The 24,991-nt window shown below is 64.9% G+C and carries 28 protein-coding genes; 11 read left to right on the top strand and 17 right to left on the bottom strand.

Annotated elements, in window-relative coordinates:
- The 10 genes from HTIA_RS05350 to pepF form a co-directional block, all read right to left on the bottom strand.
- Positions 1 to 1,047 (bottom strand): amino acid ABC transporter permease, encoded by a 1,047-nt coding sequence (locus HTIA_RS05350; RefSeq protein WP_008528294.1) that lies wholly within the window; start codon positions 1,045 to 1,047, stop codon positions 1 to 3.
- On the bottom strand, positions 1,044 to 1,778 hold the full coding sequence (locus HTIA_RS05355) for an amino acid ABC transporter ATP-binding protein (protein ID WP_008528295.1): 735 nt from the start codon (positions 1,776 to 1,778) through the stop codon (positions 1,044 to 1,046). The genes HTIA_RS05350 and HTIA_RS05355 overlap by 4 nt, the downstream gene beginning before the upstream one ends.
- A 49-nt stretch (positions 1,779 to 1,827) precedes the next feature.
- Complete coding sequence (locus HTIA_RS05360) at positions 1,828 to 2,547, bottom strand: amino acid ABC transporter permease (protein WP_008528296.1); 720 nt, start codon at positions 2,545 to 2,547, stop codon at positions 1,828 to 1,830.
- A gap of 11 nt (positions 2,548 to 2,558) precedes the next feature.
- Positions 2,559 to 3,329 (bottom strand): basic amino acid ABC transporter substrate-binding protein, encoded by a 771-nt coding sequence (locus HTIA_RS05365; protein ID WP_021029705.1) that lies wholly within the window; start codon positions 3,327 to 3,329, stop codon positions 2,559 to 2,561.
- 69 nt (positions 3,330 to 3,398) lie between these two features.
- Entirely contained in the window at positions 3,399 to 4,367 is a 969-nt protein-coding gene (locus HTIA_RS05370) for an NOG1 family protein (RefSeq protein WP_008528298.1), read from the bottom strand.
- 188 nt (positions 4,368 to 4,555) lie between these two features.
- Entirely contained in the window at positions 4,556 to 5,002 is a 447-nt protein-coding gene (locus tag HTIA_RS16280; protein ID WP_148290933.1) for a hypothetical protein, read from the bottom strand.
- Positions 5,003 to 5,180: 178 nt separating this feature from the next.
- Positions 5,181 to 5,531, bottom strand: coding sequence for a type II toxin-antitoxin system PemK/MazF family toxin (locus HTIA_RS05375; RefSeq protein ID WP_008528299.1), 351 nt, complete (start codon positions 5,529 to 5,531; stop codon positions 5,181 to 5,183).
- Between the two features lie 3 nt (positions 5,532 to 5,534).
- On the bottom strand, positions 5,535 to 5,804 hold the full coding sequence (locus tag HTIA_RS05380) for an AbrB/MazE/SpoVT family DNA-binding domain-containing protein (RefSeq protein ID WP_008528300.1): 270 nt from the start codon (positions 5,802 to 5,804) through the stop codon (positions 5,535 to 5,537).
- A gap of 146 nt (positions 5,805 to 5,950) precedes the next feature.
- Positions 5,951 to 7,174 (bottom strand): proteasome-activating nucleotidase Pan2, encoded by a 1,224-nt coding sequence (pan2, locus tag HTIA_RS05385; protein WP_008528301.1) that lies wholly within the window; start codon positions 7,172 to 7,174, stop codon positions 5,951 to 5,953.
- A gap of 78 nt (positions 7,175 to 7,252) precedes the next feature.
- Positions 7,253 to 9,100, bottom strand: coding sequence for an oligoendopeptidase F (gene pepF / locus HTIA_RS05390; protein ID WP_008528302.1), 1,848 nt, complete (start codon positions 9,098 to 9,100; stop codon positions 7,253 to 7,255).
- Positions 9,101 to 9,239: 139 nt separating this feature from the next.
- Here pepF and HTIA_RS05395 point away from each other — a divergent pair, with 139 nt between their 5' ends.
- Both HTIA_RS05395 and HTIA_RS05400 read left to right on the top strand, forming a co-directional pair.
- Positions 9,240 to 9,464, top strand: coding sequence for a ribbon-helix-helix domain-containing protein (locus HTIA_RS05395; protein ID WP_008528303.1), 225 nt, complete (start codon positions 9,240 to 9,242; stop codon positions 9,462 to 9,464).
- The gene (locus HTIA_RS05400; protein ID WP_008528304.1) at positions 9,454 to 9,840 is read left to right on the top strand and encodes a PIN domain-containing protein; all 387 of its coding nucleotides are present in this window, start codon (positions 9,454 to 9,456) and stop codon (positions 9,838 to 9,840) included. Before HTIA_RS05395 ends, HTIA_RS05400 begins: the two co-directional genes overlap by 11 nt.
- 39 nt (positions 9,841 to 9,879) lie before the next feature.
- Here the strand turns inward: HTIA_RS05400 and HTIA_RS16790 are convergent, their stop codons facing one another.
- A complete protein-coding gene (locus HTIA_RS16790) occupies positions 9,880 to 10,029 on the bottom strand; it encodes a hypothetical protein (protein ID WP_008528306.1) in 150 nt (49 codons plus the stop codon).
- Positions 10,030 to 10,178: 149 nt separating this feature from the next.
- On the opposite strand from HTIA_RS16790, the gene HTIA_RS05405 reads away from it, so the two are divergent.
- The 5 genes from HTIA_RS05405 (at position 10,179) to trpA (ending at position 15,724) form a co-directional block, all read left to right on the top strand.
- Entirely contained in the window at positions 10,179 to 12,452 is a 2,274-nt protein-coding gene (locus HTIA_RS05405; protein WP_008528308.1) for a glycoside hydrolase family 3 N-terminal domain-containing protein, read from the top strand.
- A gap of 58 nt (positions 12,453 to 12,510) precedes the next feature.
- Positions 12,511 to 12,759: a CopG family ribbon-helix-helix protein gene (locus tag HTIA_RS05410; RefSeq protein WP_008528310.1), complete on the top strand. Its 249-nt coding sequence runs from the start codon at positions 12,511 to 12,513 to the stop codon at positions 12,757 to 12,759.
- Positions 12,760 to 12,855: 96 nt separating this feature from the next.
- Entirely contained in the window at positions 12,856 to 13,641 is a 786-nt protein-coding gene (gene trpC, locus HTIA_RS05415; protein WP_020936116.1) for an indole-3-glycerol phosphate synthase, read from the top strand.
- Entirely contained in the window at positions 13,638 to 14,888 is a 1,251-nt protein-coding gene (trpB, locus tag HTIA_RS05420; RefSeq protein ID WP_008528314.1) for a tryptophan synthase subunit beta, read from the top strand. The genes trpC and trpB overlap by 4 nt, the downstream gene beginning before the upstream one ends.
- Entirely contained in the window at positions 14,885 to 15,724 is an 840-nt protein-coding gene (gene trpA / locus HTIA_RS05425; protein ID WP_008528316.1) for a tryptophan synthase subunit alpha, read from the top strand. The genes trpB and trpA overlap by 4 nt, the downstream gene beginning before the upstream one ends.
- 44 nt (positions 15,725 to 15,768) lie before the next feature.
- On the opposite strand, the gene HTIA_RS05430 is transcribed toward trpA, so the two are convergent.
- Positions 15,769 to 16,530, bottom strand: coding sequence for a hypothetical protein (locus HTIA_RS05430; RefSeq protein ID WP_008528318.1), 762 nt, complete (start codon positions 16,528 to 16,530; stop codon positions 15,769 to 15,771).
- Positions 16,531 to 16,642: 112 nt separating this feature from the next.
- On the opposite strand from HTIA_RS05430, the gene HTIA_RS05435 reads away from it, so the two are divergent.
- A complete protein-coding gene (locus HTIA_RS05435) occupies positions 16,643 to 17,437 on the top strand; it encodes a 2-amino-3,7-dideoxy-D-threo-hept-6-ulosonate synthase (protein ID WP_008528319.1) in 795 nt (264 codons plus the stop codon).
- Positions 17,438 to 17,448: 11 nt separating this feature from the next.
- Here HTIA_RS05435 and HTIA_RS05440 read toward each other — a convergent pair whose 3' ends face one another.
- On the bottom strand, positions 17,449 to 18,054 hold the full coding sequence (locus HTIA_RS05440) for an ArsR/SmtB family transcription factor (protein ID WP_008528320.1): 606 nt from the start codon (positions 18,052 to 18,054) through the stop codon (positions 17,449 to 17,451).
- A gap of 123 nt (positions 18,055 to 18,177) precedes the next feature.
- On the opposite strand from HTIA_RS05440, the gene HTIA_RS05445 reads away from it, so the two are divergent.
- The gene (locus HTIA_RS05445) at positions 18,178 to 18,759 is read left to right on the top strand and encodes a hypothetical protein (RefSeq protein WP_008528321.1); all 582 of its coding nucleotides are present in this window, start codon (positions 18,178 to 18,180) and stop codon (positions 18,757 to 18,759) included.
- A 77-nt stretch (positions 18,760 to 18,836) separates the two neighbouring features.
- Here the strand turns inward: HTIA_RS05445 and HTIA_RS05450 are convergent, their stop codons facing one another.
- Positions 18,837 to 20,519, bottom strand: a complete 1,683-nt coding sequence (locus HTIA_RS05450) for a transcription initiation factor IIB family protein (protein WP_044950953.1) — start codon at positions 20,517 to 20,519, stop codon at positions 18,837 to 18,839.
- 172 nt (positions 20,520 to 20,691) lie between these two features.
- Here HTIA_RS05450 and HTIA_RS05455 point away from each other — a divergent pair, with 172 nt between their 5' ends.
- Positions 20,692 to 21,855 (top strand): 3-dehydroquinate synthase II, encoded by a 1,164-nt coding sequence (locus HTIA_RS05455; RefSeq protein ID WP_008528323.1) that lies wholly within the window; start codon positions 20,692 to 20,694, stop codon positions 21,853 to 21,855.
- 51 nt (positions 21,856 to 21,906) lie between these two features.
- Here the strand turns inward: HTIA_RS05455 and HTIA_RS05460 are convergent, their stop codons facing one another.
- Complete coding sequence (locus tag HTIA_RS05460; protein WP_020936120.1) at positions 21,907 to 22,347, bottom strand: DUF7575 domain-containing protein; 441 nt, start codon at positions 22,345 to 22,347, stop codon at positions 21,907 to 21,909.
- 55 nt (positions 22,348 to 22,402) lie between these two features.
- Positions 22,403 to 23,077, bottom strand: coding sequence for a type I 3-dehydroquinate dehydratase (locus HTIA_RS05465; protein WP_008528325.1), 675 nt, complete (start codon positions 23,075 to 23,077; stop codon positions 22,403 to 22,405).
- Positions 23,078 to 23,255: 178 nt separating this feature from the next.
- On the opposite strand from HTIA_RS05465, the gene HTIA_RS05470 reads away from it, so the two are divergent.
- Complete coding sequence (locus HTIA_RS05470; RefSeq protein WP_008528326.1) at positions 23,256 to 23,582, top strand: MarR family transcriptional regulator; 327 nt, start codon at positions 23,256 to 23,258, stop codon at positions 23,580 to 23,582.
- 373 nt (positions 23,583 to 23,955) lie between these two features.
- Here the strand turns inward: HTIA_RS05470 and HTIA_RS05475 are convergent, their stop codons facing one another.
- Positions 23,956 to 24,990, bottom strand: coding sequence for a DNA-methyltransferase (locus HTIA_RS05475; RefSeq protein ID WP_020936121.1), 1,035 nt, complete (start codon positions 24,988 to 24,990; stop codon positions 23,956 to 23,958).
- Between the last annotated feature and the right edge of the window lies 1 nt (position 24,991).

Consider the following 24,991-nt stretch of genomic DNA (forward strand, 5'->3'; position numbering starts at 1 on the left):
TCAGTCTCGACCCGTCGACTGACCGAGCCCCGGAATCGAGACCGCGGTTTCGAGTTTTCCCATCGCCAGTGCCGTCGTCAACACCAGGGCGAGGTAGAAGACGGCGACGATCACGTAAATATCCGTAAACTGGAACGTATCGGAGCCGATGTCACTGGCGCGCGCGAAGAGGTCCGGGACGGTGATGAACGATGCCAGTGAGGAATACTTGATGAGGTAGACGAACTCGTTGGTCCAGCCCGGGATGGCAAGCCGGAGGCCCTGGGGGAGGACGACGTGACGAATGGCCTGGAGCTTCGAGAGGCCCACAGACCGCGCGGCGGTCACCTGGCCCGAGTCGACTGACTCGAGTGCCGACCGGATGTACTCAGCCTGGTAGGCCGAGGAGTTGATGGTGAACCCGACGATGGCGACTGCGGCCGCGGCCCGCGGGATCGGGGGCTGGCCGTCGATACCGAGCTGTCGAGCCACGTTCGCCAGCGGCAGGCCGTAGTAGACGAAAAACAGCTGGGCCAGCAACGGCGTCCCGCGGATGAGTTCGGTGTACCCCAGGGCGACGGCCCGGAGCAGACGCCCCCCGTAGGTCCGGGCCACCGCCACCGGAATCGCGATGATCAGCCCGAACAACAGCGACAGGATCGTGAGGTAGACCGTGATGAACGCACCCTCGGCGAGCGCAGGCGCGGTCGTCGTCGCGAACGCCGCCAGGTCGGCGAGCCAGACCAGCCACTCAAGCAGGGGGCTCGCCGGACCGAGCGCGTCGACTACGCCCGCGGCCGCATCGGCGATCGCCTCGAACGGGGCGGCGGGGATCCAGCCTGTACGCGCCGAGACGGGAACGCCCGAACGAACGAGATCGGGGAAACCCAGTGTCGTCGCCACCGCATCGAGGACCGAGTTGTGGGAGGCCCAGCGGGCGAGCAGCCAGCCCCAGAAGACGACGCCGACGGTCGCGATGACGACGCGACGGCGAGTCGGCAACTCCTCGACGAGCGAGGCGCGGTCCTCGGTCGGATCAGTCACCGTCCCGGCAGGCTCGTCGGTCATTGTTCGAGGTCGGTGAGTCGGCCGAGAAACGCCGCAGTGCGGTCGTGGTCGGGGTTCTCGAACAGTTGCTCCGGTGGCCCGCGTTCGACGATCTGTCCGTCGTCGAGGACGGTGAGCGTATCGGCCGCCGAGCGGGCAAAGCCCATCTCGTGGGTGACCGACAGCATCGTCATGCCTTCGGCGGCGAGGTCGGTCATCACCTCGAGGACCTCGCCGACGAGTTCCGGGTCGAGCGCGCTGGTCGGCTCGTCGAACAGCATGAGTTCGGGCTCCATCGCCAGCGCGCGGGCGATCCCGACGCGCTGTTTCTGCCCACCCGAGAGTTCAGCCGGGTAGGAGTCGGCCTGGTCGGCCAGGCCGACACGGTCGAGATAGGCGTCGGCGCGCTCGACGGCTGTAGCGTGATCCAACGCCAGGACCTCCTCGAGGCCGAGCGTGATATTGCCCCGTGCGGTCCGGTGGGCAAAGAGGTTGAAATCCTGAAACACCATGCCGACGCGTCGCCGGAGGTCGTTGACGTCGAGTGAGTGGATCGGATCACCGTCGAGAGTGATCGTGCCGCCGTCGATCTCGGTGAGGCGGTTGACACACCGCAACAGCGTCGACTTTCCGGCCCCGCTCGGGCCGACAATCACCTCGACGTCCCCGCGATCCATCGCGAAACTCACGTCCCGGAGGACGTCTTCGTCCCCGTAGGACTTCTCGACGTGCGTGACTTCGAGTAGACTCATCGGTTCGTTCCCTCCCGAATGGCGGTGTGCATGGCTTGAGCGGTTCGTGTCATGTCTCAGTTCCCTCCGGAATCGCGTACGCGTCGCCGAGGTACTCCAGCGTCCGGTTCGTGGTGAACGTCAGGACGAAGTAGATCACACTGATGACGATGATCGCTTCCATCATGGCGGTGTCACGGCCAGGTTGGAGATAGAGATCCTCCGCCCGGGTGAGCAGTTCAGCCAGTCCGATCGCGATGGCGACGCTGGTGTCTTTCAGGACGATCGTGAACTCGTTTTGAAACCCGGGGAGCGACCGGCGAATCGCCTGCGGAAGGATGACGTGTCTGATCGCCTGAAACCGGGTCAGTCCGACCGACCGGGCGGCTTCCATCTGACCGTCGTCGATCGACCCGATCGCGCCGCGAAACACCTGACTCTGGTAGGCCGCGCTGCGGAGGCCGAGCGCCAGCGTCGCCGCGAAGAAGGCACTCAATCGGACGTCAAGCACCGGGATCGACCCCAGCCGCGGGATCGGCAGTCCGTAGTAAAACAGGACCATCAACACCACGATAGGCGTCGCCCGCAGGAGCACCCCCGCAGTGCTGACGGCTCCCCGGAGTCGACCCGAGCCGTAGGCTTCGATAGCCCCTGCCGGAAACCCGGCGAGGAGGCCCACGGCGAGGCTACTCGCCGTCAGCAGGACGGTCACAGCCGTTCCGAGTGCCAGCCACTCCCAGTTGGCGAGGATGAACCCCCAGTCGCCCGTCTGCAGGACAGTCCCGAGCATCGACGACCCCGTTACTCGTGCCACTCGGCGACGAGATCGTCGTACGTGCCGTCCTCGCGGATCTCGGCGATCGCGTCGTTGATGTCCGCGATCCGGTCGTCGTCCTGGCGCATGCCCAGGCCGTACTGCTCGCCGGTGTCGATCTCGAAGGCCACGGCGACCGAACGCTCGGCAGTGAAGTTCTGGGCGACCGGGACGTCGATCACGACGGCGTCGACGTTGCCGTTCTCCAGGTCCTGGACGGCGAGCGTGTAGTTCTCGTACTGGCGGTAGTCGCTCTCGGTGATCGTCCCCGCCTCGATGAGATCCTCGATCTGGCCCTCGCCGGTCGTTCCCGCCTGGGCACCGACGCGCCGATCCGCGAGCTCGTCGACGCTGCCGGGCTGGAAGCCACCGTCCGCACGGACGAGGACTGCCTGGCTGGCCTCCCAGTAAGGGTCCGAGAAGTCGATCTGCTCCTTGCGACCGGGTTCGATCGTCATACCGGCCGCGATGAGGTCGATGTCGCCGTCGTTGAGTGAAGGGATAAGCGAGCCGAAGTCGATGTCGACCCACTCGCCGACCTCGTACCCGGCACGGTCGATCACTTCCTCGGCGAGGGCGACGTCGAAGCCGACGATCTCGCCGTCCTGCGTGTATTCGAACGGTGGAAACGTCGCGTTCGTTCCCGGAACGATCGTGTCGTCGCTGCCGCCCTGACAACCAGCGAGCGTTGCCGATACCCCAACTGCGCCGACCGTCTGCAGATATGCTCGACGGTCCATACTGAACTCGCGTGTCATACCCCTAGTGGGGGTAGAGACGCGTTTGAACGTTTCGAGACGGGCGCACGATCGGAGAGAACGGGTCGATTATTCCTCAAAGGGGAGTTCGGGTTCGTACCCGACGGCCTCGATGGCCGCATCGAGGACGCCCTCGACGTTGTCGCCCTCGGTGACGCTCATGTAGTGGTCGGCCTCGACGTCACGCGACCGGTCGGCCTTGTTGGCGACCGTCAGAACCGGTGCATCGCCGAATCGGGAGGCGATGTCGTCTCTGAGATCGAGCTGGACGTCGATCGGGAAGCCACACTCGCCGCTGGCGTCGACCATCACGAGGACCGCGTCGGCGAGGTGGGCAAGCGCGCTCACGGCCTGGGCTTCGATCGCGTTTCGCTCCTGGGGCGGTCGATCGAGCAGGCCCGGCGTGTCCACCAGCTGATACCGGATGTGGTCGCGCTCGACGTGGCCGACGTGGATCTGGGTCGTGGTGAAGGGGTAGGCGGCAATCTCGTTGTCGGCTCGGGTGACGCTGTTGACGAACGAGGACTTCCCGACGTTGGGGTAGCCCGCGACGACGATCACGGGCTCGTCCGGCTTGATGTCCGGCAGTTTCCGGAGCGCCTGGCGGGCGTCGGCCAGCGCCGCGAGGTTCTCGTCCACCTGACGGGTGACGTCGGCCAGGCGGGCGAACGCTTGCTTGCGGAGCTTGCGCGCGTCGTCGGCGTCGACGTTCCGCAGCCGGGACTGGTACTCGTCGCGGATGTCGCTGGTCTTGCGACTCGCCCAGGTCACTTCCGAGAGGTGCTGGCGCAGCTCGTCGACCCCGTGCTCGGCGTCGGCGAGTTCGCGGTAGAACGGGTCGAGGTCGTCGAAGTCGGGCCAGGCCTGGACGACGTTCTCTAAGTTGTCCGAGAGGATGTTCGCGGCGGTCTGGAGCATCGACTGCTGGGCGTCGTGGCCCTGTTTGGCCCGGCCGGCTCTGGCGGCCCGGGAGAAGGCCTTGTCGATGAGTTCCTCCGACGTGGGAGTCGTCGGGAGGGTCTCGAAAGGATGGCTCATTAGGGCGGGATAGACCGTCTGGGGGTAAAAGGGCGTTCTTCCGCGTATTTGGGTGGTCGGGAGAAGCGAAAACAGCCGTCAGCTTGCGTGTCATGAACCGTACTCACCCTGGTTCGGTTATTTGAGCAAGATATCATTGTTCCTCCTGGAGGATCTGGTAGTGGGATTGATCTGATTGAACTACCAGACTAGGGTTCTTTTGTTTCCGAGATCTCGTTGCATTTTGAACTTGCAGCACTCCAAATGCTTAGTTCATTTTCTCCAGTGATCCGGATCTCAACCTGAATACATGAGGAATCCTTTATGCGATCTGGTTTAATTTCATATGTGGTGTCTTCTCCATCAATATCCACTTGGAGTTGATATACTGCGGGTGAGCTAGGAACGTCCGGGGAGATCGTCGGTACGCTATCAAGGCCACTACTTTTTGCATCCGCAGTAACGGTTTTTTTAATTATGGGCTCATCATCTTTGTATATTTCTATGGAAACTGTATGGGAAGAATCGTCAATATTTCGAATTATTATTGAATCTAATATAACCTCAGATCTCGAATCCTTCAATCCGAGACAGCCACTCAATCCGACATAAATCCCAGACCCCAAAAAAGTTCTTCGGGAGAGGAGACGTGCCATCAACTCATACTACGTTCAATCAAATATCAATTTTTCGTTTTACTAAATGAAGAGGATCGAGTCAGCAGTGGTTCCATGGTCATCGTTGGGAAAGCAGACAAGGGATGATTTCAGAAATATCACTCGATACTTGGGGTGTTGTCCGCTCAGCAGACCGTGTAGCGTGACGAGTGGTAATTCACAGACCGAGGCTGTTTTTGATCGCCGCATCGATCTTCGCCATTCGCGTCGCCGGCACCGATCCGATATTCTTCGTTACTCGATTGTGAATATCGACAACACGGATCTGACTGAGATCGGCCACCGAATCGTGATCGAGCGGCGTGTTCGAGGCACGGACTTCCACCTCAAACGGGTAGATGTCAGTGGGGTCGTACTGTTTCGTGAAGGGGGCGACGATCGTCGTTGGGGCGTACTGGTTGCCGATGTCGTTTTGAATGACGACACAGGGCCGATTCGAACCCTGTTGCTCACTCCCCTTCGTTGGATTCAATTCGACAATGACGATGTCTCCACGGCGCACCTTCACAGGTCACTCACTCCACTCCGGAGCACCTCCGAGTCGCTCGGTTGCTTCTGCTGACGTCCCGTCCATCTCTTCGACCAGCTGCCGAGACCGGTCTGCTCGTTTCTTGTATCCTTCCGCCAGGCGCTGTTCGTCCGTCGGTGGCTTGATGATGATCTCGTCGTCGACCTCGATGAACCGGACCTCGTCACCACCTTCGATCCCGCGGCGGTCCCGAAGCTCTTTCGGAATGGTGACTTGCCCTCGATCACCGACTTTTCGGGTATGCTCTGCCATACGAGTTCATACTTTTTTCATACCCATAGGGTTGTCGGTGCCTGCCGACTTTGAGAACTAGCCACGTGCAAGAAGCGCTCAGAACAGGAATTTCGATCGAACTCGGTGAAAGACAATCCCCGAGGGAACGGTTCCACGAAGCGCAACTACTGGAACATCACGGGCGTGCCGACGCTGTCCTCCTCGGCTTCCTGGATCTTTTCGATAGCGTCTTGGAAGTCAGACTCGGTGACTTCTGTCCGGCTGTCCCGGATCGCGAACATCCCGGCCTCGGTCGTGAGGCTCTCGAGTTCCGCGCCGGTCATGCCCTCGGTCTCGCCGGCGATATCGCCGAGATCGACCGAGTCAGCGAGGTTCATCTCGCGAGTGTGGATCTCCAGAATGCGTTCCCGGCCCTCGGCGTCGGGTTCGGGAACTTCGATGAGGCGGTCGAAACGACCCGGGCGCAAGATGGCCCGATCCAGCATGTCGAAGCGGTTGGTCGCGGCGATGATCCGGATCTCGCCGCGGTCGTCGAAGCCGTCCATCTCCGAAAGGAGTTGCATCATCGTCCGCTGGACCTCGGCGTCGCCGCTGGTCTTCGAGTCGGTCCGTTTCGAGGCCAGCGCGTCGATCTCGTCGATGAAGATGATCGCGGGCTCGCGTTCGGCGGCGAGTTCGAAGAGATCCCGGACGAGTTTCGCGCCCTCGCCGATGAACTTCCGGACGAGTTCGGAGCCCGCCATCTTGATGAACGTGGCGTCGGTCTGGTTGGCGACGGCCTTTGCCAACATCGTCTTGCCCGTCCCCGGCGGCCCGTGCAACAGGACGCCGCTCGGCGGATCGATCCCCACCTCGCGGAACTGCTCGGCGTTGAGCAGGGGTTCCTCGACGGCCTCGCGGACTTCCCGGATCTGCTCGTCGAGCCCGCCGATGTCGTCGTAGGAGACGTCCGGACTCCCGTCGATCTGCATCGCCTGAGCGCGCGCGTCGGTCTCGGCCGAGAGCGTCGTCTTGACGTTGAACGAGTCGTTTATCGCGACGCGATCACCCGCTTCGACCTCCTCGGCGAGGCCTGCCGGCAGTTCGGTCAACACTTCCTGGTTGTTGCCGTGCTGTCTGACGATCACGCCGTCCTCAGTCAGTTCTTCGGCCGTCGCGATGTACAGTGAGGCGGTCTTCAGCGCCTGGTTCTCACGTTCGAGAGTGTCGACGTTTTCAGCCAGCGAGCGCTGTTTTTCGCGGGCAGCGTCGATCTTTTGCTGCAACTGGTCGTTGACGCGAAGGACTTTCGCGTAGTGTTCTTCGAGCGCTGCGAGTCGTTCGGACGGCGACATCTCTGGATCGAGATCGAGCGTCGGGCGATCCGGCAGCGAGGGACTGCGGGACATCTGACACCCAATACTACTCCGCCCGAGAAAAAGTGCCTTTGGGTCGCGGGGTTCCCGTGCCGAATGCTACCGCTCCCCTCACAGCAGGTCGGCCATCTGATCGAGCGCGTCGTCGTACTCCGCGATGGCATCCTCGATCGGCCCGGCGCTGGCCATGTCGACGCCGGCCGTCTGGAGAAGTTCGATCGGGTACTCGCTCGACCCGCTTTCGAGGAACGTCCGATAGCGCTCGGCGGCCGGGTCGCCCTCTTCCTCGATGGACTGGGCGATCGCGACGGCCGCGGAGATGCCAGTCGCGTACTGGTAGACGTAAAAGGCGCGATAGAAGTGCGGAATGCGCATCCACTCGCGGGCGATCCGGTCGTCGATCTCGCCCGGCGCGTAGTAGTCACCCTTGAGTTCGCGGTAGAGGCCATCGAGCCGATCGGGCGTCAGCGGTTCGCCAGCCTCGCTCATCTCGTGGGCGCGGTGTTCGAACTCCGCGAACATGGTCTGGCGATACAGCGTCGACCGGAAGCGTTCGAGGTAGGTGTCGAGGACGTGTCGGCGGAGTTGCTCGTCCTCGACAGTGTCCAGGAGGTGGCGGGTCAGCAGCGCCTCGTTGACCGTCGAGGCGACCTCGGCGACGAAGATCTCGTACCCCGAGTAGACGTAGGGCTGGACCTCGCTGGTGTACTCGCTATGCAGCGAGTGGCCGAGTTCGTGGGCCAGGGTGTACATCGACTCGACGTCGTCCTGGTAGTTCATCAAAATGTACGGCTGGGAGTCGTAGGTCCCGCCGGAGTAGGCCCCCGATTGCTTGCCGCGGGTCTCGTAGACGTCGACCCATCGCGAGTCGAGTCCCTCGGCGACCCGGTTCTGGTAGTCTTCGCCCAGGGGCGCGACGGCGTCGACGACGTACTCGCTGGCCTGCTCGTAGTCGATCTCGGGGCTCTCGGTCTCGGTCAGCGGGACGTACAGATCCCACATCGCCAGCTCGTCGCCGTCGGTGTGCTCGCGCTTGAGTTCGGCGTGGCGGTGGAGCGGGTCGAGGTTCTCACGGACAGTCTCGACCAGCGTGTCGTAGACGTCGGTCGGGACGTTCGGGCCGTCGAGGGCGGCCTCGCGTGCCGTCTCGTAATTGCGCGCTTGAGCGATCTTCGAGTCAGTCTTGACCGCGTTCTTGTAGGCCGATCCGACGGCGTTTCGTACCTCGGCCCACTCGTCGTAGAAGGCCTCGTAGACGTCCTGGCGGAACTGTCGGTCCTGGCGCTTCTGAAGGGTAGTGAAGTTGTTGAGGGAAATCTCGACGGCCTCGCCGTCTCGCGACTCCTCGTCGTCGCCGCTCGACCTGTCCGAGGCGCTTCGCGCCTCGCTGTCCGGCTCTTCCACCGTCGGGAACGACATGTCGGCGTTCGTCAACATGTCGTAGACATCCCCGGCCGCGCCGGTGACCTCGCTCAGATCCGCCAGGAGGGACTCGACTTCCGTCGAGCGGGTGTGGGGTTTCATCCGCAACACGTCGTCGAAGTAGTGGTCGTATTCCTCGAGTTCGGGTTCGGCCTCGATCATCGCCTCGACCTCGTCGCGGTCGAGGTCCTGGATCTCGGGGTCGAGGAAACTCGCGGCGCTGCTGGCGTCAGCGGACAGCGACTGCGCGCGGGCAAAGAGCGCCTTCGCGTCGTCGTCGCGGGTGTCCTCGTCCTGTCGCATCCGGGCGTAGGAGACGACGTTCGAGACGGTCCGCATCAGATTTTCATAGTCTTCAAGCACCGACAGCAGCGTCTCGGCGTCCTCGGTCGCCTGCCCCTCGTAACTCGCGACGACCTCGGTCAGTTCTTCGGCCTCCTCGAAGGCACTCTCCCACTCGTCGGTATCGGCATACAGCGACGCCAGATCCCACTTGTACTCCTCGTCGATCTCGCTTCGCTCGGGTACGGTACTCACGCTCGCCGCATAAGACGGGCGGGCGCTAAAACGTTCGGGGCCGAGTCGATACGCGCACCAAAACACCCGGTGGGAAAGCGTCTGGGACGAATTTCTTCTCGCCGAACTTTTTATACGATTGTATAGGATATGTACAGCCATGAGCAGTGATCGAGAATCTGTCCCGGTGTCACTCCCGTCAGAACTCGTCGATCGGCTCGACTCACTCGTCAACGACGGGATTTTCAGTTCGCGTTCGGACGCACTCCGCTACGGGGCGCGCCTGGTCGTCCGGGAAGAACAGCTAGAGCGCCTCCACGACCGTGCGGACAGCGAGGCACGGGAAGACGTGGCCGAGCGACTGGAGCGCAAGCGTGTATCTTGATCTCGACGTTATCCTCGCCGAGTTGAAGGACGACGACTGGCTTTCGAGTGCAGTCGATCTCACGTCGATCGACGCCCCGAAGACGTCGGTCGCGACAGGTATCGAGCTACAGTACGTGATGGAGGACGACTGGGACCGGAGCCGGGTCGTGTGGGCGCACGAGGAGATCGCCGATCGAAATATCGAACTTGTTCCGCTCACGGCCGAGGCACTCGACGCTGCGGGGCAGCTCCGTTCGCAGTACGAATCAGTAAACGTTTTCGACGGCGTTCATCTCGGGAGTGCCCGCGTGCTCGAGGAACCGATCGTCTCGACGGACACGCTGTTCCCGGAGATCGACAGTGTCGAACACGTCGATCCGCGCGCCCTCGAGTGAGGCCGACCACAAACAGTAGCTGGAACCGGAGCCACAGCGCTACCGCGTGAGATCGACCGTCAGGTCGGTCGCGATCCAGCCGTCGGGATTGCCTTCTTCGGTGAACACCGTCCAGTCGGGCGAGGACTGGAAGGACTGGACCGCCGTCGACGCCTCGCGATCGGCGTCCGGGTCGTCGGATCGTGGCATTGGTTCCCCGTAGGAGACTGGCCGGTCTTATGTGTTTTGGCTAGCCTAAAAAAGAGTTGCGGGGCTGGGGAGTCATCACCCGACGCTAGCCGGAGTGTTGCCACCCGTCGGGTGGAAGCATTAACGTCCCGGCGAGTGAAAGCCGAGCCATGGATGAAAACCGGCCAACGGACGAAAATCCCCCCTACAGAGATCCGAATCGGTCGACCGAGGCGCGCGTCGAGAACCTCCTTTCGCGGATGACTCCGGCGGAGAAAGTCGGCCAACTCGTCGGGACGGCCCCAACGCTCCGACCGGGCCGCGAGACCGTCTCCGGGATCGCCGAGGCGGTCACCGAGCACCACCTCGGTGCAGTTTCGCCGTTCGGCCACGGCGGCTCTCCGTGGGAAACGCCCGAAGAGTGCGTCGAGGTCGCCAACGCCATCCAGCGCGAGGCTCGCAATACCACTCGGCTCGGCATTCCCGTCCTGTTCTACGTCGACGCCGATCACGGCCACGGGTTCGTGAAGGGGACTACCGTCTTCCCGCACAACCTCGGCATGGCAGCCACCCGTGATCCGGAACTCGTCGAGCGAGCGGCGAGCGTCACGGCGACCGAAGTCGCTGCGACCGGCGGCCACCAGAACCTCAACCCGGTCGCCGACGTGGGCCGGGAGGCACGCTGGGGACGGATCTACGAGACCTTCGGCGAGAGTCCGCACCTCTGCGCGTCGATGAGCGCGGCAGCCGTCCGGGGGTATCAAGGCGACGACGTCGGCGATGCCGACAGCGTCATCGCCACGCCGAAGCACTTCCCCGCCTACAGCGACCCGGTCCGGGGCGAGGACGGCTCGCCGGTCGATGTCTCCGAGTATACCCTCCGGCGGGTGTTCCGGCCGCCCTTCGAGGCCGCACTCGACGCCGGAGCCGGTTCGATCATGCCCGCATACAACGAACTCAACGGCTATCCCGTCCACGGATCGAAGGAATACCTGACGGGCTGGCTTCGCGAGGAACTCGACTTCTCGGGCTACGTCGTCTCCGACTGGAACGGCATCAACATGCTCCATCACGACCACCGGACCGCCCGCTCGATGGAGGAGGCCGTCTGGCAGGCGACGACCGCCGGCGTCGACGTCGCGAGCGTCGGCGGCGTCGAACACGCCGAGCGACTGCTCGATCTGCTCGAATCGGGCGACATCGCCGAGTCGCGGATCGACGAGAGCGTCCGGCGGGTCCTCGGCGCGAAGTTCCGGCTGGGGCTCTTTGAGGACCCCTACGTCGAGGCGGATCGGGTCGAAGCCGACGTCGGAACCGACGACCACCGCGCCGTCGCCCGCGAGGCCGCTCGCGAGTCGATGACGCTGTTGCAGAACGATGACGACGTCCTCCCGCTCGATCCGGACCTCGATTCGATCGCCGTGCTCGGTCCGAACGCCGACGACCTGCGCAACCAGTTCGGCGGCTGGAGTACCATCTCCGAGCCCGAACCGCCGGGGACGACCATCCGTGAGGGTATCGAGCGTGCCGTTCCAGCCGAAACGACGGTGCGATACGAGCAGGGGGCCGAGATGACCGAGAGGGTCGACGTCGACGCTGCGCGCGAGGCAGCGAGCGCGAGCGAGGCGGCCGTGGTCGTCGTCGGCGAGACGGGGTACCGTCACGAGTTCCACCGCAGCGAGACCGACCGCGGCGAGTTTCCGACCCGATCAGAGCTCGAACTTCCCGCGGCCCAGCGGGAGCTGCTCGGGGCGGTTCGAGAAACAGGGACGCCGACCGTCGCCGTCTTCGTCGCCGGCCGGCCGCTCGCCATGGGGTGGACTGTCGAGCACGTCCCAGCCATTCTGTTTGCCTATCTACCGGGCTCGGAAGGCGGGAAGGCAGTCGCTGACGTGCTCTTCGGCGCTGCCGACCCAGGCGGGTCGCTCCCGGTCTCGATTCCGCGCTCGAGTGGCCACCTCCCGACGCACTTCGACTACCGCCCGCACCCTCATCCAATCGAGGGCAGCCCCCGCGAGGAGAACCCGCGCCCGCCGGAACATCCCGAGACGTACGATCCGCTCTTTCCCTTCGGCCACGGCCTGAGTTACGCGGCCTTCGAGACGAGCGACCTGTCGGTGTCGCCGGAGCGGGTTGGTCCAGAGGGACGCCTTACAGCGACCGTCGAGGTGGAGAACGTCAGCGACCGCGAGGGGTCGACGGCGCTACATCTCTACGGGACCGACGAGTTCAGCTCCCGAGTAACGCCCGTCCGGGAGCTGGTGGGGTTCGAGAAGGTGCGCCTGGCAGCCGGCGAGCGGACCGAGGTGTCCTTCGAGGTCGACGTCGCAGACCTTGGCGTCTTGGACGATCCCGGCGAGCGCCGGGCGGAACCCGGCACGCTGGGGCTGTCGTGTGCTGGTGAGTCCGTCGAGGTGGTCATCGAAGGCCGGTTCGACCGGTGAGACTGGGCGCGTCCCGGCGAGGGATAGATTAATCCGGCCGCGATTCTGAGCCCCTGATATGCCGAAGGTTTCGATCTCACTGCCCGATCGGATCGAGAACGACATCGAGCGACTCGTCGAACAGGGCGAGTTTGTCAACCGCGACCAGGCCGTCGAGGAACTCCTGACGATGGGCGTCTCCGCGTACGACACCGGCGAGGACGAACCGGAAGTCGCCGCCGAAGACGACTTCTTCTCCCAGACAGTCGAAGACCAGCAGGACCCCGCACTCCAGGACGACGACCCCGACGACGGCTATACGTTCTGACTGCCGACGCCCCTCTCGCGTCTGTGTCCGTCTCCGCGATAGCGTAGCCAGCGTGTCGCAAGCCTTATGTCCATGTCTGTACGTTAGTGTACGGTAATGGACTCCAATGAGGAAATAGCACCTGACGTGCGCTCGATCCTCTCGGCCGCACGGGATCGCGGCGGGGCGTCGGGCACGGTGGACGTGACGGCCCGCTCGCTGTCGGCGGCCTTCGATCGTGCGGAGCGCGACGGTCGAGTCCCGACGATCACCGAGGTCAAGCCGACGAGTCCGACCACGGCGGGGCGACACGACGGCGACCCGGTCGAACTTGCGACGGCGATGGTCGAGCACGGCGCGGCGGCACTGTCGGTGCTGACCGAACCCGAGCACTTCGGGGGGTCGCCAGAGACCCTCTGCCGGGTCCGGGAGGCCGTCGACGTGCCCGTCCTCCGGAAGGACTTCATCCTCTACGAGGAACAACTCGACGTCGTCGAAGCCGATCTCGTCCTCCTCATCGTCCGGTTTCTCGAGGAAGCGGGGACGGACGACCTCGACGACTTGATCGACGCCGCGCGCGATCGCGGGTTCCAGGTACTCGTCGAGGCCCACTCCCGGGCAGAAGTCGAGGCCGCCGTCGAGGCCGGCGCGGAGTTCGTCGGTGTGAACAACCGTGATCTCGCGAAACTCGACGTCGACCTCGAAACGTTCGAGTCGGTCGCGCCCGCAGTCGGCGACGACGTGACGCTGATCGCCGAGAGCGGGATCGAGACACCGGCGGACGTCCGGCGGATGCGCGCGGCCGGCGCGGACGGGCTGTTGATCGGTTCGGCGATCATGGACGGCGACGTGGCGGCGAACACGCAAGCACTTACCACACCGACGGAGACACACAACCAATGACCACGAACGAGACTAACGGCAGATTCGGCGGGTACGGGGGCCAGTACGTCCCCGAAGCACTGATGCCCGCCATCGAGGAGCTTCGAGACGCCTACGAACGCTACGTCCTCGAGAACGAGGACGGGTTCATGGACGAACTCCGTGCGCACCTCGCGGACTTCGGCGGTCGGCCTACGCCGTTACAGCGGGCCGACCAGTTGAGCGAGCGTTACGACGCCGAGGTCTACCTCAAACGCGAGGACTTGCTCCACGGCGGGGCACACAAACTCAACAACGCCCTCGGGCAGGTCCTGCTCGCGAAGTACATGGGCAAGGAGCGAATCATCGCCGAGACGGGGGCCGGCCAGCACGGGACGGCGACCGCGATGGCCGCCGCCCACCTCGACATGCCCGCCGAGATCTTCATGGGCGAAACCGACATCGCCCGCCAGCGCCCCAACGTCTTCCGGATGGAACTCAACGGCGCGACGGTCACGCCGGTGACGACCGGCCGCGGTACCCTGAAGGAGGCCATCAGCGAGACGATGCGCGACTGGGCCGAAAACGTCGAGGACACCCACTACGTCATCGGCTCGATCGTCGGCCCGGACCCGTTCCCGCGAATGGTCCGGGACTTCCAGTCGGTCATCGGCGACGAGACCCACGAGCAGATCCTCGCGAAAACCGGCGACACCCCCGATTCGATCGTCGCGTGTGCCGGCGGCGGCTCGAACACGATGGGTGCCTTCCACGAATTCAGAGACAAGGAGGACGTGGACCTGATCGCCGTCGAGGCCGGCGGATCCTCGCTCGAAGTCGACGAAGAGGCGGGCGTCGCACCCAACTCCGCCACCCTGTCGACAGGCGAGGAGGGCGTCCTCCACGGCGCGCGGACGAAACTCCTCCAGGACGAGGACGGCCAGATCATGGAGTCCCACAGCGTTTCGGCGGGCCTGGACTACTCGGGCGTCGGCCCGGAACTCGCCTATCTCGTCGACGAGGGACGCGTCGAGGCGGTCAACGTCGACGACGAGACCGCCCTCGAAGCCTTCCACCGCGTCTCGCGACTCGAAGGTGTCATTCCCGCGCTGGAGACCGCCCACGCCTTCGGCTATCTCGAAGAGAATCCCGACGCTGTCGGCGACATTACCATCGTCAACGTCTCGGGGCGCGGTGACAAAGACCTAGAGAGCGTCGTCGCAGAGACCGAAGAGCGCGATCTCGACGTCGAGCCTGCGTCGAGCGTCTTCCAGGAGGCCGGAGAATGACCGCAAACACCGAGATCGGGGGTGTCTTCGAATCTGGCGATCCGGCGTTCATCCCGTATCTGGTCGCCGGCGACCCGAACTACGAGGCCTCCCTGGAATACGTCGAGGCCTTAGAACGCGGCGGAGCCGACGTCATCGAACTCGGGCTTCCCTTCTCGGAACCGATCGCCGAGGGACCGACGATCCAGAACGCGATCGTCCGGTCGCTTTCGGCGGGGATAACGCCCGACCGGTTCTTCGCGTTCGTCGAGGAGCTGGACGTCGAGATTCCGCTGGTCTGTATGACCTACTACAATCTGATCTACCAGTACGGTAGTGAGGCAGGCCCCCAAGCGTTCGTCGAGCGCGCCGCGGCGGCGGGCATCTCGGGACTGGTCGTCCCGGACCTCCCGGCCGAGGAGGCCGACCCGCTCCGGGACGCCTGCGACGAGTTCGGGCTGGATCTGGTCTTCATCGTCGCGCCGACGACGCGCGGCGACCGCCTCGAAACCATCATGGAGCAGGTCTCGGGGTACGTCTACGTCCAGGCCCGCCTCGGGACGACGGGCGCTCGGAGTGACGTCAGCGATCAGACCGACGAGAGCCTCGCGCGCCTGCGGGAGTGGGACGTCCCCAAGGCCGTCGGCTTCGGCATCAAGACCGGCGAGCACGCCGAGCGGATCGTCTCGGCGGGCGCGGACGGCATCATCGTCGGGAGCGCGCTGGTCGACATCGTCGCCGAAGGGGCCGAGAGCGGCGAACCGGTCGAGACCATCGCCGAGCGACTCGAAGCGAAGGCCCAGGAACTCAAAGACGGGGCACTCCGGGGGGTGCCCACGGCGGAATCAAACGATTAAGCGACCCGTTCAGGCAGTGTCTGTGGGATCGAACGGGCAGCCGATCACGCGCCGGGACAGCCCCCCTGCCAGGTCTCGCCGGTGATCGCGGGGTCGTCGACGTGGACTGGCTCGCCGTACGCCTCGTAGTCGATCATCACGTTCGCCGTGGCCTCCCCGCCGTTGCCCGAAATCTGGATCTGCAGGAGCGACCGAACCGGCCGGGAGGTCTCCTGATCGACCCAGAGTTTGGCGGTGATGTTCTCGACGGTGGCGTCCGTGTTCGCGAGGTCTGTCTGACTCTGTCCGGGCAGTGAGGAGACCGTCTCCTGTGACGGGTGAGCGACGATGACCGCCGTCTCCTCGCCGTCGATGGTCGCCGTCCCGTCCCAGTAGACGTTCGTCTGCTCGAACAACTCGACCTGGCGACCCAGCGGCGTTAGCGACAGCCACTCGACGTCGGTCGACTGGTTTTGCGTGCCCCACCCGGACCACGGGCTGGGACACTTCGTGTAAACGGTCCGCTCGTCGAGGTAACTCGTCACAGTTCGACCTTGGGAACTCGTGTTCATCCGCATTCGCTGGCTCGTCCGGTTGACGACGCCGTCGCTGTCGACCGAGAGCGACCGAGAGCGTCCCTCGGCCGACGCCGAGACGTCGGCGTCCATCGACATCCGATAGGTGTCGACGTTTTCGAGTGCGTCGACCGTCTCGTTTCGGACCTCGAGGGCGCGGTCGTCACTCGGCGGCTGGTCGTCGCCGAGCATGCCACACCCCGCGAGGGCGATCAGGGCAGCGAGGAGGACAGCGGGGACTGCGCGGTGCATACAGTCCAATGTGGCCACACGACAGCTAATAAACCTTCTCGTGTCGAAAGACACCGCAGCAACGCGCCGGGACCGGAACGCCCATTACCGTCACTTGCCACAGCATCACACAATGACTGCCGGGAAAGACGCACGCCTGACACGTATTGGTACAGGGGGCCGATACCTCGTCGTTCCGATGGACCACGGCCTGACGATGGGGCCAGTCACGGGACTCCAAGCCCTCGAATCGACCGTCGACGCGATCACGCGCGGCGGCGCGGACGCCGTCCTGACCCAGAAAGGCGTCGCCGATCGCGTCCACGGCAACCTCAACGACGCGGGCTACGTCGTCCACCTCAACGGCTCGACGACGATCGGTCCCGACGAAGAGGACAAGCGCAAGACCGGCACCGTCGAGGACGCCGTCCGGGCCGGAGCCGACGCCGTCTCCTTTCACATCAACGTCGGCAGCGAGTACGAGCCCGACCAGCTCACCCAGCTCGCCGAGGTCACGGGCGAGGCCGACCGCCTCGGGATGCCCGTCCTCGCGATGGCCTACGCCCGCGGCCGGGGCATCGACGAGTCCGACCCCGAGGCACTGGCTCACGCTGTCCGGCTCGCCGAGGAGGTCGGCGCGGACGTGATCAAGACGGCCTACAGCGGCGACGCCGACTCCTTCGAGCGCGTCGCGGCCGCCTCGGCCAAACCCGTCGTCATCGCCGGGGGATCGAAGGGGACGGACGAGGAAACCCTGGAGATGGTCCGCGGCGCGATGGACGCAGGCGCGGCCGGAATCTCGATGGGACGGTCTATTTTCCAGCACGAGGATCCAGAAGCGATCACCACCGCCGTCTCCGCGGTCGTTCACGACGACGCGTCCGTCGAAACGGCACTCGAGGCGGCCGGACTTGGCGAGGACGCCTGACGTCTGAGTTTCTACGCGGACTGGATCCGATCGACGACCCATAGCACCGAAAGCACGATCAGCCCGCCGGCGAGGAAAACTGCCACGAGCACGATCGGATCCGGCGCGACCGGCTCGACGGCGCTCTGATACTCGCTGGCGTTCACGCCAGTCGAGGTCACCAGACGGGACTGATCCAGCCCGAATCGATCGAAAAGGACGACGATCGCGAGCGCGCCGACGGCGAGTGCAGCGATCACGCCGACGAGCCGTTCCAGTAGCGCTCGCAGCGACGATTCGGGGTCCCCGCCGGCGAATAGCACCAACGCCTCGTCGGTCGGCGCGTAGACGTCCATCTCCGCACCGTTTTGTCCGTACCAGGTGTCGACGACCGTCACGAGGTCGGCGGCTTCGAGTTTCGTGAGGTGGTACTGGACGTTCTGGAGCGTGGTCCCGACGTCTTCGGTGAGTTCCGAGGCCGGCCGGGGGTCGGCGTGTAAGGACTGGAGGATGGTCCGGGCCGTCTCCGAGCCCAGGGCGTCGAACACCTCGTCGGCGCGCTCGTCGTCCAGGGCGAGCATCGACGGCTCGCGGTCGTCGGGCGAGACGTCCGGCCGCCCGGGGAGCAGGCGACTCACCGGCCACCTCCAGGCTGGTCCATACGCCTCGGCAGGCGGGCGGAGCCCTTGAGTATTCGTGGTGATCAAACGCGCGTTTGGGTACTCCGGAGGTTAAGGGACGGTGGACACACACGTCCGGACATGCCCGATCGAGACCTGCTTTCGCTCACCCTCCTGCTCACCGTCGGGACGGCCGGCTGTCTGGGCGCGATGGACGCGCCGTCACCAACGCCTGCGGGGACGACCCCGGTCGAGACCGTTGGCGAGTGTCCCGAAGACATCGAACGCCTCGACGCCGGCGTCACGAACGGCTCACTCCCAAGCCAGGACGCCGGCTTCGCGATCGAGGCCGACCGGCGGACCGTCTCACGTGGCGGCGAACTAACCGTCACACTCGAGAACACCGCCGAGGCGTCCCGGGGGACGGGGACGGAACGTATGTTCGTCCTCCAGCGCCACGTGGGCAAGTGGACAACGGTCCTTGGCGCACGCGACGGTCGAACCGGGTGGAACGCGACGCTGGTCACGCACGACCCCGGCGAAGGATACGCCTGGACGATCAGTTTGGACGACGAGGGCTTCGCGGAGTGGGGGTACGAGCCCTGTGGCTCGCTGCCGGCGGGCGAGTACCGCTTCGTCTATCACGGCTTCGTCGAACCGGGCGAGTTCGAGACCGAGATTCCCGAGCCGTCGATCGCTGTCGCGTTCCGGATCACGAAGTGAACAAAAAGCCGCGTTCCGGGGGGACGGTCGCGTTCCGGAGACGTCGTGGCCCGAACCGCTCTGTCCCGATTCCTGATTCAGTCCTCGGCGAGCAACACGTCTAGGGTGCTCTCGTCGACGTGTTGGCCCTCCCGACCGGCGACGTAGGTTTTGGCGGCGGCGACGGCACGTCCGGTCCGGGGGTCGCCGATATCGGCGATTCGGTCGGATTCGAGCAAGTCGGCCGTCCAAAACGACTCCTCGTAGTCGATCTCGCCGCGGATCAGGCCCCGACACAGTGAGACGAAAACGGTGTTCATCGCGTCTGTGACGTGACTCGCCTCGAATCCGATGCTGTCAGCGAGTTCGCCCGCGTCGATCGGTTCGCCGCCGGTCGTCGCCGCGAAGAAGACGGCCCCGGCAGCCAGTTCCGGCGCGGCGAACCCGCCGTGGTCCGCCGCCGGTTCGTACTGTTCCAGCGTCCGGCGGCTGTCTTCGAGCACTGTTTCGGAGAACGCGACGTCCTCGGCGAGTGCCTCGACGACGTCCGACGGCCCGCGACGTGGGATGTCGACGGCGGCGATCTCCCCGAGGCGGTCGAGCCACTGGTAGAGTACCCGCGTCCCGAAACCCCGTTCCCTGGCAACGGTCGCTGGATCGAGATCACCGTCGTTGATCCGGCTGCTTGCGATCAGGGCCGCACCGGCGAATTCGGCGGCGTCCTCGACGGCGACACTTTCGGCGGCGTCACTGACCAGGCCCCGGGCAAAGAGCCGCACGGACGCGTCGACGTCGAGTGCCTCGACGAGAGCGTCGACCTCGCTGTGGACGGCGTCGATCGTCAGGTCCGCCCCGAGTTCGTCCCGGTCACCCGGGATCCAGGCGACGGTCTCGCCGGCGCGCCTGGCCGTGAGTTCGCCGCGATCGGCGAGGTCCTGCAGTCGATCACCGACACGTTCCTCGGGAGCACCCAGATCCTCGGCGACCGTCGCCGTGGTCGGGAGTTCGTCCGGGAACATCCCACGGACAGCGTCCATACACGCATCCGCCGAGACGTCCGAAACCCCGCCGTCCGAGGCGGATGATTTCGCGTCCGGTCGCCCGGTATCCGCGGGCGCTCCCTCCTCGACAGCGTCGGCCTGGTAGCGTCGGGCATCCAGGCCCCCCTCGTCCAGTACCTCCCGAAAGGCTTTGTACCGGTTCTTGATCGTGACGCCGCCGGCCGCGCCGACGTCCCCAACCTCGTTGGGTCCGATCCCGTCGACGCCGTTGGCCTCCGCCGCGAGGACGAGTGACGCGCCAGCCGTCTCCGCCGGTGAGGACGCCTCGGCGACGGCGCGGGGTGCCTCCCGGAAGACATCTGTGAGGATTCGCTTTCCCGCCGTCCCGACTGATGCCGACAGATCAAGGGAGTCGGCGTAGCGCTCGACCAGCGTGTCGGGGCGCTCCGGGGGGTGGTCGATGTCGAGCCGGTCGGCGACCGCCTCGATCTGTTCGGGGAGGCGTTCGGGATCTAGTTCGGTCGCCTCCGGATCCGCGAGCAGATCGACCCACGGTTCGACGATGTCCCGGCCGGTGATCGGGAGGCCGTCTTCCCGGCAGGAGAGTGCGAGTACCGTCGGCGCAATCCGGGCGAACTGTGCCGCGTCGACGTCTGCCTCCCCACGGAGATGATCGAGACGGACGCGCGTGATCTGTAAGGTACTATCGGGGATCTGTAACTTCTCTGCCACGTCGTAGAGCCGGTTTTCGTAGGTTTCGTTGTTTTTTGATCCTGTCATGTCGAGGGCTTCTGCGTCCACGGTCTTAACTGTTGAACGAACGGACAGAAAACTGACAGCACGGGCGACTCGCCCTGTCAACGCCGGCCCGACGGAATCGTGTGTTCCGCCACGTTCAAGCCGGACCGCCGAATCCGCCACGTTCAAGCCGGACCGCCGCGAGCGTGGACACATGACACGCTCGGTGTGGCTCAAAGCCGACGATGCCGTCGGCGACTGGGAAGCGCGCAAGCGACGCATCACCGCCGGCCTCGAAGCCGGCATCGACTGGGTACTCGTCGACGAACACGACGTCGACCGCGTCCGAGAACTCGGCGAGGTCAACGTCGCCGCCTTCGCTGGCGACGACGTCCACGTCATGGACGCCGAGGGAACGGCCGAGTCGACTGCCGACGCAGTAATCGTCGGCAAGGATGGCGAGGGCGACGGCACGGTCGGCCTGCCCTCTGACTTCTCGGGGTCGGCCGACCTCTCGGCGCTCCGCAGCGGCGGGGCAACGGGCGGGTACGTCCACATCTTCGACGAGGACTACGAGGCCTTCGCCGAGGCCGTCGCCGACGAGGCCGACTACACGATGGTCGTCGCCGAGGACTGGCAGATCATCCCACTGGAGAACCTCATCGCCCGCGTCGGCGAGGAGACAGAACTCATCGCCGGCGTCCAGACCGCCGAGGACGCCCGCACCGCCTACGAGACCCTGGAGATCGGGGCCGACGCGGTCCTGCTTGACACCGACAACCCCGACGAGATCCGCGAGACCTGCGAGGTCCGTGATGCGGTGGGTCGAGAAACCCTCGACATGGAGTACGCCGAGATCACCGCGATCGAACAGACCGGCTCGGCCGACCGGGTCTGCGTGGATACGGGATCCATCATGGATCACGACGAGGGGATGCTGGTGGGCTCGATGGCCCGCGGGCTGTTCTTCGTCCACGCCGAGACCGCCGAATCGCCGTACGTCGCCTCCCGTCCCTTCCGGGTCAACGCCGGCGCGGTCCACGCCTACGCCCGGACGCCGGGCGGCGAGACGACGTACCTCTCGGAGTTGTCGAGTGGCGACGAGGTCCAGGTCGTCGACCGTGACGGCAACACTCGCGAGGCGCTCGTCGGCCGCGTCAAGATCGAGAAGCGCCCGATGTTCCGGCTCCAGGCCGAGACCGAGAGTGGCGACCGCATCGAGACGCTGCTGCAGAACGCCGAGACGATCAAGGTCGCCACGCCGGAGGGTCGGATCGCCGTGACTGACCTGGAGGTCGGCGACGAGGTGCTGGTCTACCACGAGGACACGGCCCGGCACTTCGGCGAGGCTGTCGAAGAGAGCATCATCGAAAAGTAGCAGTCCTGTTTTCGCTCTTCGCACGTCAACCACCGCCGCTGTCGCCCGACGTTACAACTTGAATCGCGAGTCCGCCTCAGCCTCCTCGACGCTCTCGAGTTCGGTGGCACACCACGGACAGAACGTGAGATCGTCGTCCGCCTCGGAGAGATCGTGGCCACACTCGGGACACTGTCGCCCCGACTCGACGGGGTCCGTACGGGTGGTCTGGCGCGCGAGGACGTACGCATCGATCACGTTGAGGACCCGAAGGCCGAGGATGAGAAACGAGGCGTCCCGGGGGAGATTCCGGCTGGCCTGCATGATCGCCTCGTAGGACGTCTCCTGGGGGATGAGGTCGGGTGGAATCACCAGCCACGCAGTGGCGAACAGCAGGACGAGCCACAGCCCCGTCCGGAGCCACTCCCGCAGGTAGACGTGTCCCAGGCCGGGAAAGACGACCGACAGCACGATCGCCACCCACGGGCGCTTTGCCGACGCAGTCTCGGTCACTGACTCAGTTGTGTAGGCGGCGAGACGTAAACCTGACTAACCACTACGACGTCGCTCACCGGCCACCGAGTTCCGCGACGAGATCGGCGAGCGTCGCGAGATCGTACTGTCCGGGGGCAGTCGCCGCGTCTGGATCCACCGGCGCGTACCCGATCCGCGAGCCGTACAGCGGGGCGACCGCCCGCGAGTGACGACCGGCCTCGCCCATCGCCATCGTCGCCACGGTGTGTCCCTCGACGGTGGCCGCCCGCGTCGCGACCAGCAAGTCGAGCACGTCGTCCGGCGTCTCGGCGGTGACGGCGAGTTTGCCCACGTCGCCGTACTCACAGGCGTCCCGCAGCGTCTCCTGAAGATCACCCATCGACGGCGTCGCCTCGAAGTCGTGACTCGAAACGACCACGCGCACGTCGTGCTCGTCGGCGGTCTCGATCAGCGCCTCGGCGTCACCCCCGCGTGCGGTCGCGAGTTCGACGTCGACAGCCGCGACGGCGTCGTCAGTGACGGCCGCTTCGAGCGCAGCGAGGCGGCCCGCGTCCGCGGCCTCGCCACCCTCCCACTCGGGACGGTTGGTCACGAACAGCGGCAACTCGCCGTCGTAGTCAGAGAGTTGCGTGAGTGGTTCGTCGGCCAGATCCATCCGGAACTCGACCAGGTCGGCGTGCTCGCGGGCGGCCGGCTCCTCGCCGAGGTCAGCCGTCGAGGCTGCCAGTCTGAACGAACTGAAGTTCATACCGGAGATGGGTAGCCGCGGGGCAAAAGCGCCCCGGCTCGAATCCCCACACGACGCTCTCTCTCTCTCTCGAAAATTGAGGGGTGACGTGATCCCTTCTTCCCCACGTCGAAACCGACTGAACTCCCCCTGGGCCATGTCCATTACAGCTATTACAATCGATTACGTACTGTACGGTATGCCCATCAACATCAGACGGTTCGAAGAAAGCCCACCCGAGGACCTCCGGGCCAGTGGACGCACGAACGCGGAAGAGATCCTTTCGTTTCTGGCGTCGTCCCCGGACCAGGCGTACACGCCGAAGGAGATCCACGAGGCGACCGAGGTCAAGCGAGGGAGCGTCGGGGTCGTCCTCTCCCGTCTCGAGGAGCGGGGACTGCTCCGCCACCGGGGCGACTACTGGGCGATCGCTGCGGATGCCGATGTCGAGAAGACGTTGAGTTCGATGTCGACCGCGCGAGCGGCTTCGGAGCGGCTCGGTGTGGAGGATACGGACGAGTGGTAAGTATAGTGGAGCGGTGTTTCGATTCGTGGAACTGGTCGGTTCGTCAGGCAGGTACCGGGATGGACGAAGCGACGGCACTCGCAATGATACCATCTGCGATCAACAGGAAGATTGCAAATCCGCCGTTGAACTCGTGGGTGTCAGTGGTGATTGATGCATGAACGTACGCAGCCAGACTTACGACCATAATTCAGGAAGAAAATGTAGGCCAATAAGTGTAGCGGAACCGAGCAGTTCACAGAATCCAGGACCCGATACAAATGCAAGTCTACTTACCGGATGATCCACTAACGTTCAGCCCGAAATCAACACCTTGTGAATCGTTCTATGACACCCTGTCTCCCAGCATATGCAACGGAAAGGGCCGACGTTTTCACCCTATATTCTCGATCGGCGCGTGCGTCACCGTATACCCTCCCGTCGTCTCCGCCACCGACTCGACGGCGTAGAGCCGAAGGGTCCGTTCCTGTTTCGTCCGGACCGGCGTCTCGTAGTGGTCGTTCTCGTAGCCCAGTTCCTCGCCCGAGTCCTGGCGGTCTGTAACCCACTCGCGGTGGCGTTCGAGGCGGGCGCGGGCGCGCTCGCGGGACCGGTCGGGCAGCCCCTCGAAGCGATCGTCGAAGGCGGCCCGGAGGTCGGCATCGCGCTCGTAGCCCACGGAGCCCCGGCCGGCGAGTATCGCCGCGAGCGTCGTCGTCCCGGTCCCCCAGAACGGGTCGAGGACGGTATCGCCGTAGACTGAGAACATCCGGATCAGCCGGAGCGGGACCTCGACGGGAAACGCCCCCGAGCGCTCGCGGAGTCCGGCGTCGAGGTTCTGGGATGTGCCAGTCATCTCCCAGAGGTCCGAGAACCACCGGTTGCGCTCCTCCCAGAAATAGGCGCTCTCGTAGCGATTTTCGTCACCTGGCGGAAACGACCGCCGCGAGCCGTTCCGGAAGAGCAAGATCGACTCGTGTTCGAGCGTCGGATAGGCGTTGGGCGGCACCATCCCCGAGCCCATGAACTTCGCGGCGCTGTTTCCGGGCTTGCGCCAGACGATGTCCGGCAGTGGATCGAACCCGTGCTCGACCATCCGGCTGGTGATCTCACTCGCGTTGGGGTACTGTCGGAAGCGATCGAGCGTCCGCGTGGCGTCGCCGACGTTGATCGCGGCGATCCCGCCGTCGACGAGGACGCGATCGAGCTGTTGCCACACGGCATCGAGCACGTCGTGCATCGCCTCGAAGGCACGCTGGCCCTCCTCGGCCGCGAGCGCGTCAGCGATTGCGGGATCGAGCGCAGCGAAGACGTCGTCCCACATCTCGATCATGGGGTAGGGCGGCGAGGTGACCACGAGGTCGACCGAGTCAGCGGGCAGTTCCAGTTCGCGAGCGTCGCCCGTCACCACGGCGTGGTCAGTCTCCATA

The sequence above is a fragment of the Halorhabdus tiamatea SARL4B genome (assembly GCF_000470655.1).
In the GTDB taxonomy this organism is placed as follows: Archaea; Halobacteriota; Halobacteria; order Halobacteriales; family Haloarculaceae; genus Halorhabdus; species Halorhabdus tiamatea.

Bases quoted from the DNA above. Each gene is read 5' to 3' on its own strand.
- HTIA_RS05350 (WP_008528294.1), bottom strand. From the start codon at position 1,047: ATGACCGACGAGCCTGCCGGGACGGTGACTGATCCGACCGAGGACCGC.
- HTIA_RS05355 (WP_008528295.1), bottom strand. From the start codon at position 1,778: ATGAGTCTACTCGAAGTCACGCACGTCGAGAAGTCCTACGGGGACGAA.
- HTIA_RS05360 (WP_008528296.1), bottom strand. From the start codon at position 2,547: ATGCTCGGGACTGTCCTGCAGACGGGCGACTGGGGGTTCATCCTCGCC.
- HTIA_RS05365 (WP_021029705.1), bottom strand. From the start codon at position 3,329: ATGACACGCGAGTTCAGTATGGACCGTCGAGCATATCTGCAGACGGTC.
- HTIA_RS05370 (WP_008528298.1), bottom strand. From the start codon at position 4,367: ATGAGCCATCCTTTCGAGACCCTCCCGACGACTCCCACGTCGGAGGAA.
- HTIA_RS16280 (WP_148290933.1), bottom strand. From the start codon at position 5,002: ATGGCACGTCTCCTCTCCCGAAGAACTTTTTTGGGGTCTGGGATTTAT.
- HTIA_RS05380 (WP_008528300.1), bottom strand. From the start codon at position 5,804: ATGGCAGAGCATACCCGAAAAGTCGGTGATCGAGGGCAAGTCACCATT.
- pan2 (WP_008528301.1), bottom strand. From the start codon at position 7,174: ATGTCCCGCAGTCCCTCGCTGCCGGATCGCCCGACGCTCGATCTCGAT.
- HTIA_RS05395 (WP_008528303.1), top strand. From the start codon at position 9,240: ATGAGCAGTGATCGAGAATCTGTCCCGGTGTCACTCCCGTCAGAACTC.
- HTIA_RS16790 (WP_008528306.1), bottom strand. From the start codon at position 10,029: ATGCCACGATCCGACGACCCGGACGCCGATCGCGAGGCGTCGACGGCG.
- HTIA_RS05405 (WP_008528308.1), top strand. From the start codon at position 10,179: ATGGATGAAAACCGGCCAACGGACGAAAATCCCCCCTACAGAGATCCG.
- HTIA_RS05410 (WP_008528310.1), top strand. From the start codon at position 12,511: ATGCCGAAGGTTTCGATCTCACTGCCCGATCGGATCGAGAACGACATC.
- trpC (WP_020936116.1), top strand. From the start codon at position 12,856: ATGGACTCCAATGAGGAAATAGCACCTGACGTGCGCTCGATCCTCTCG.
- trpB (WP_008528314.1), top strand. From the start codon at position 13,638: ATGACCACGAACGAGACTAACGGCAGATTCGGCGGGTACGGGGGCCAG.
- trpA (WP_008528316.1), top strand. From the start codon at position 14,885: ATGACCGCAAACACCGAGATCGGGGGTGTCTTCGAATCTGGCGATCCG.
- HTIA_RS05430 (WP_008528318.1), bottom strand. From the start codon at position 16,530: ATGCACCGCGCAGTCCCCGCTGTCCTCCTCGCTGCCCTGATCGCCCTC.
- HTIA_RS05435 (WP_008528319.1), top strand. From the start codon at position 16,643: ATGACTGCCGGGAAAGACGCACGCCTGACACGTATTGGTACAGGGGGC.
- HTIA_RS05445 (WP_008528321.1), top strand. From the start codon at position 18,178: ATGCCCGATCGAGACCTGCTTTCGCTCACCCTCCTGCTCACCGTCGGG.
- HTIA_RS05450 (WP_044950953.1), bottom strand. From the start codon at position 20,519: ATGACAGGATCAAAAAACAACGAAACCTACGAAAACCGGCTCTACGAC.
- HTIA_RS05455 (WP_008528323.1), top strand. From the start codon at position 20,692: ATGACACGCTCGGTGTGGCTCAAAGCCGACGATGCCGTCGGCGACTGG.
- HTIA_RS05465 (WP_008528325.1), bottom strand. From the start codon at position 23,077: ATGAACTTCAGTTCGTTCAGACTGGCAGCCTCGACGGCTGACCTCGGC.
- HTIA_RS05470 (WP_008528326.1), top strand. From the start codon at position 23,256: ATGCCCATCAACATCAGACGGTTCGAAGAAAGCCCACCCGAGGACCTC.
- HTIA_RS05475 (WP_020936121.1), bottom strand. From the start codon at position 24,990: ATGGAGACTGACCACGCCGTGGTGACGGGCGACGCTCGCGAACTGGAA.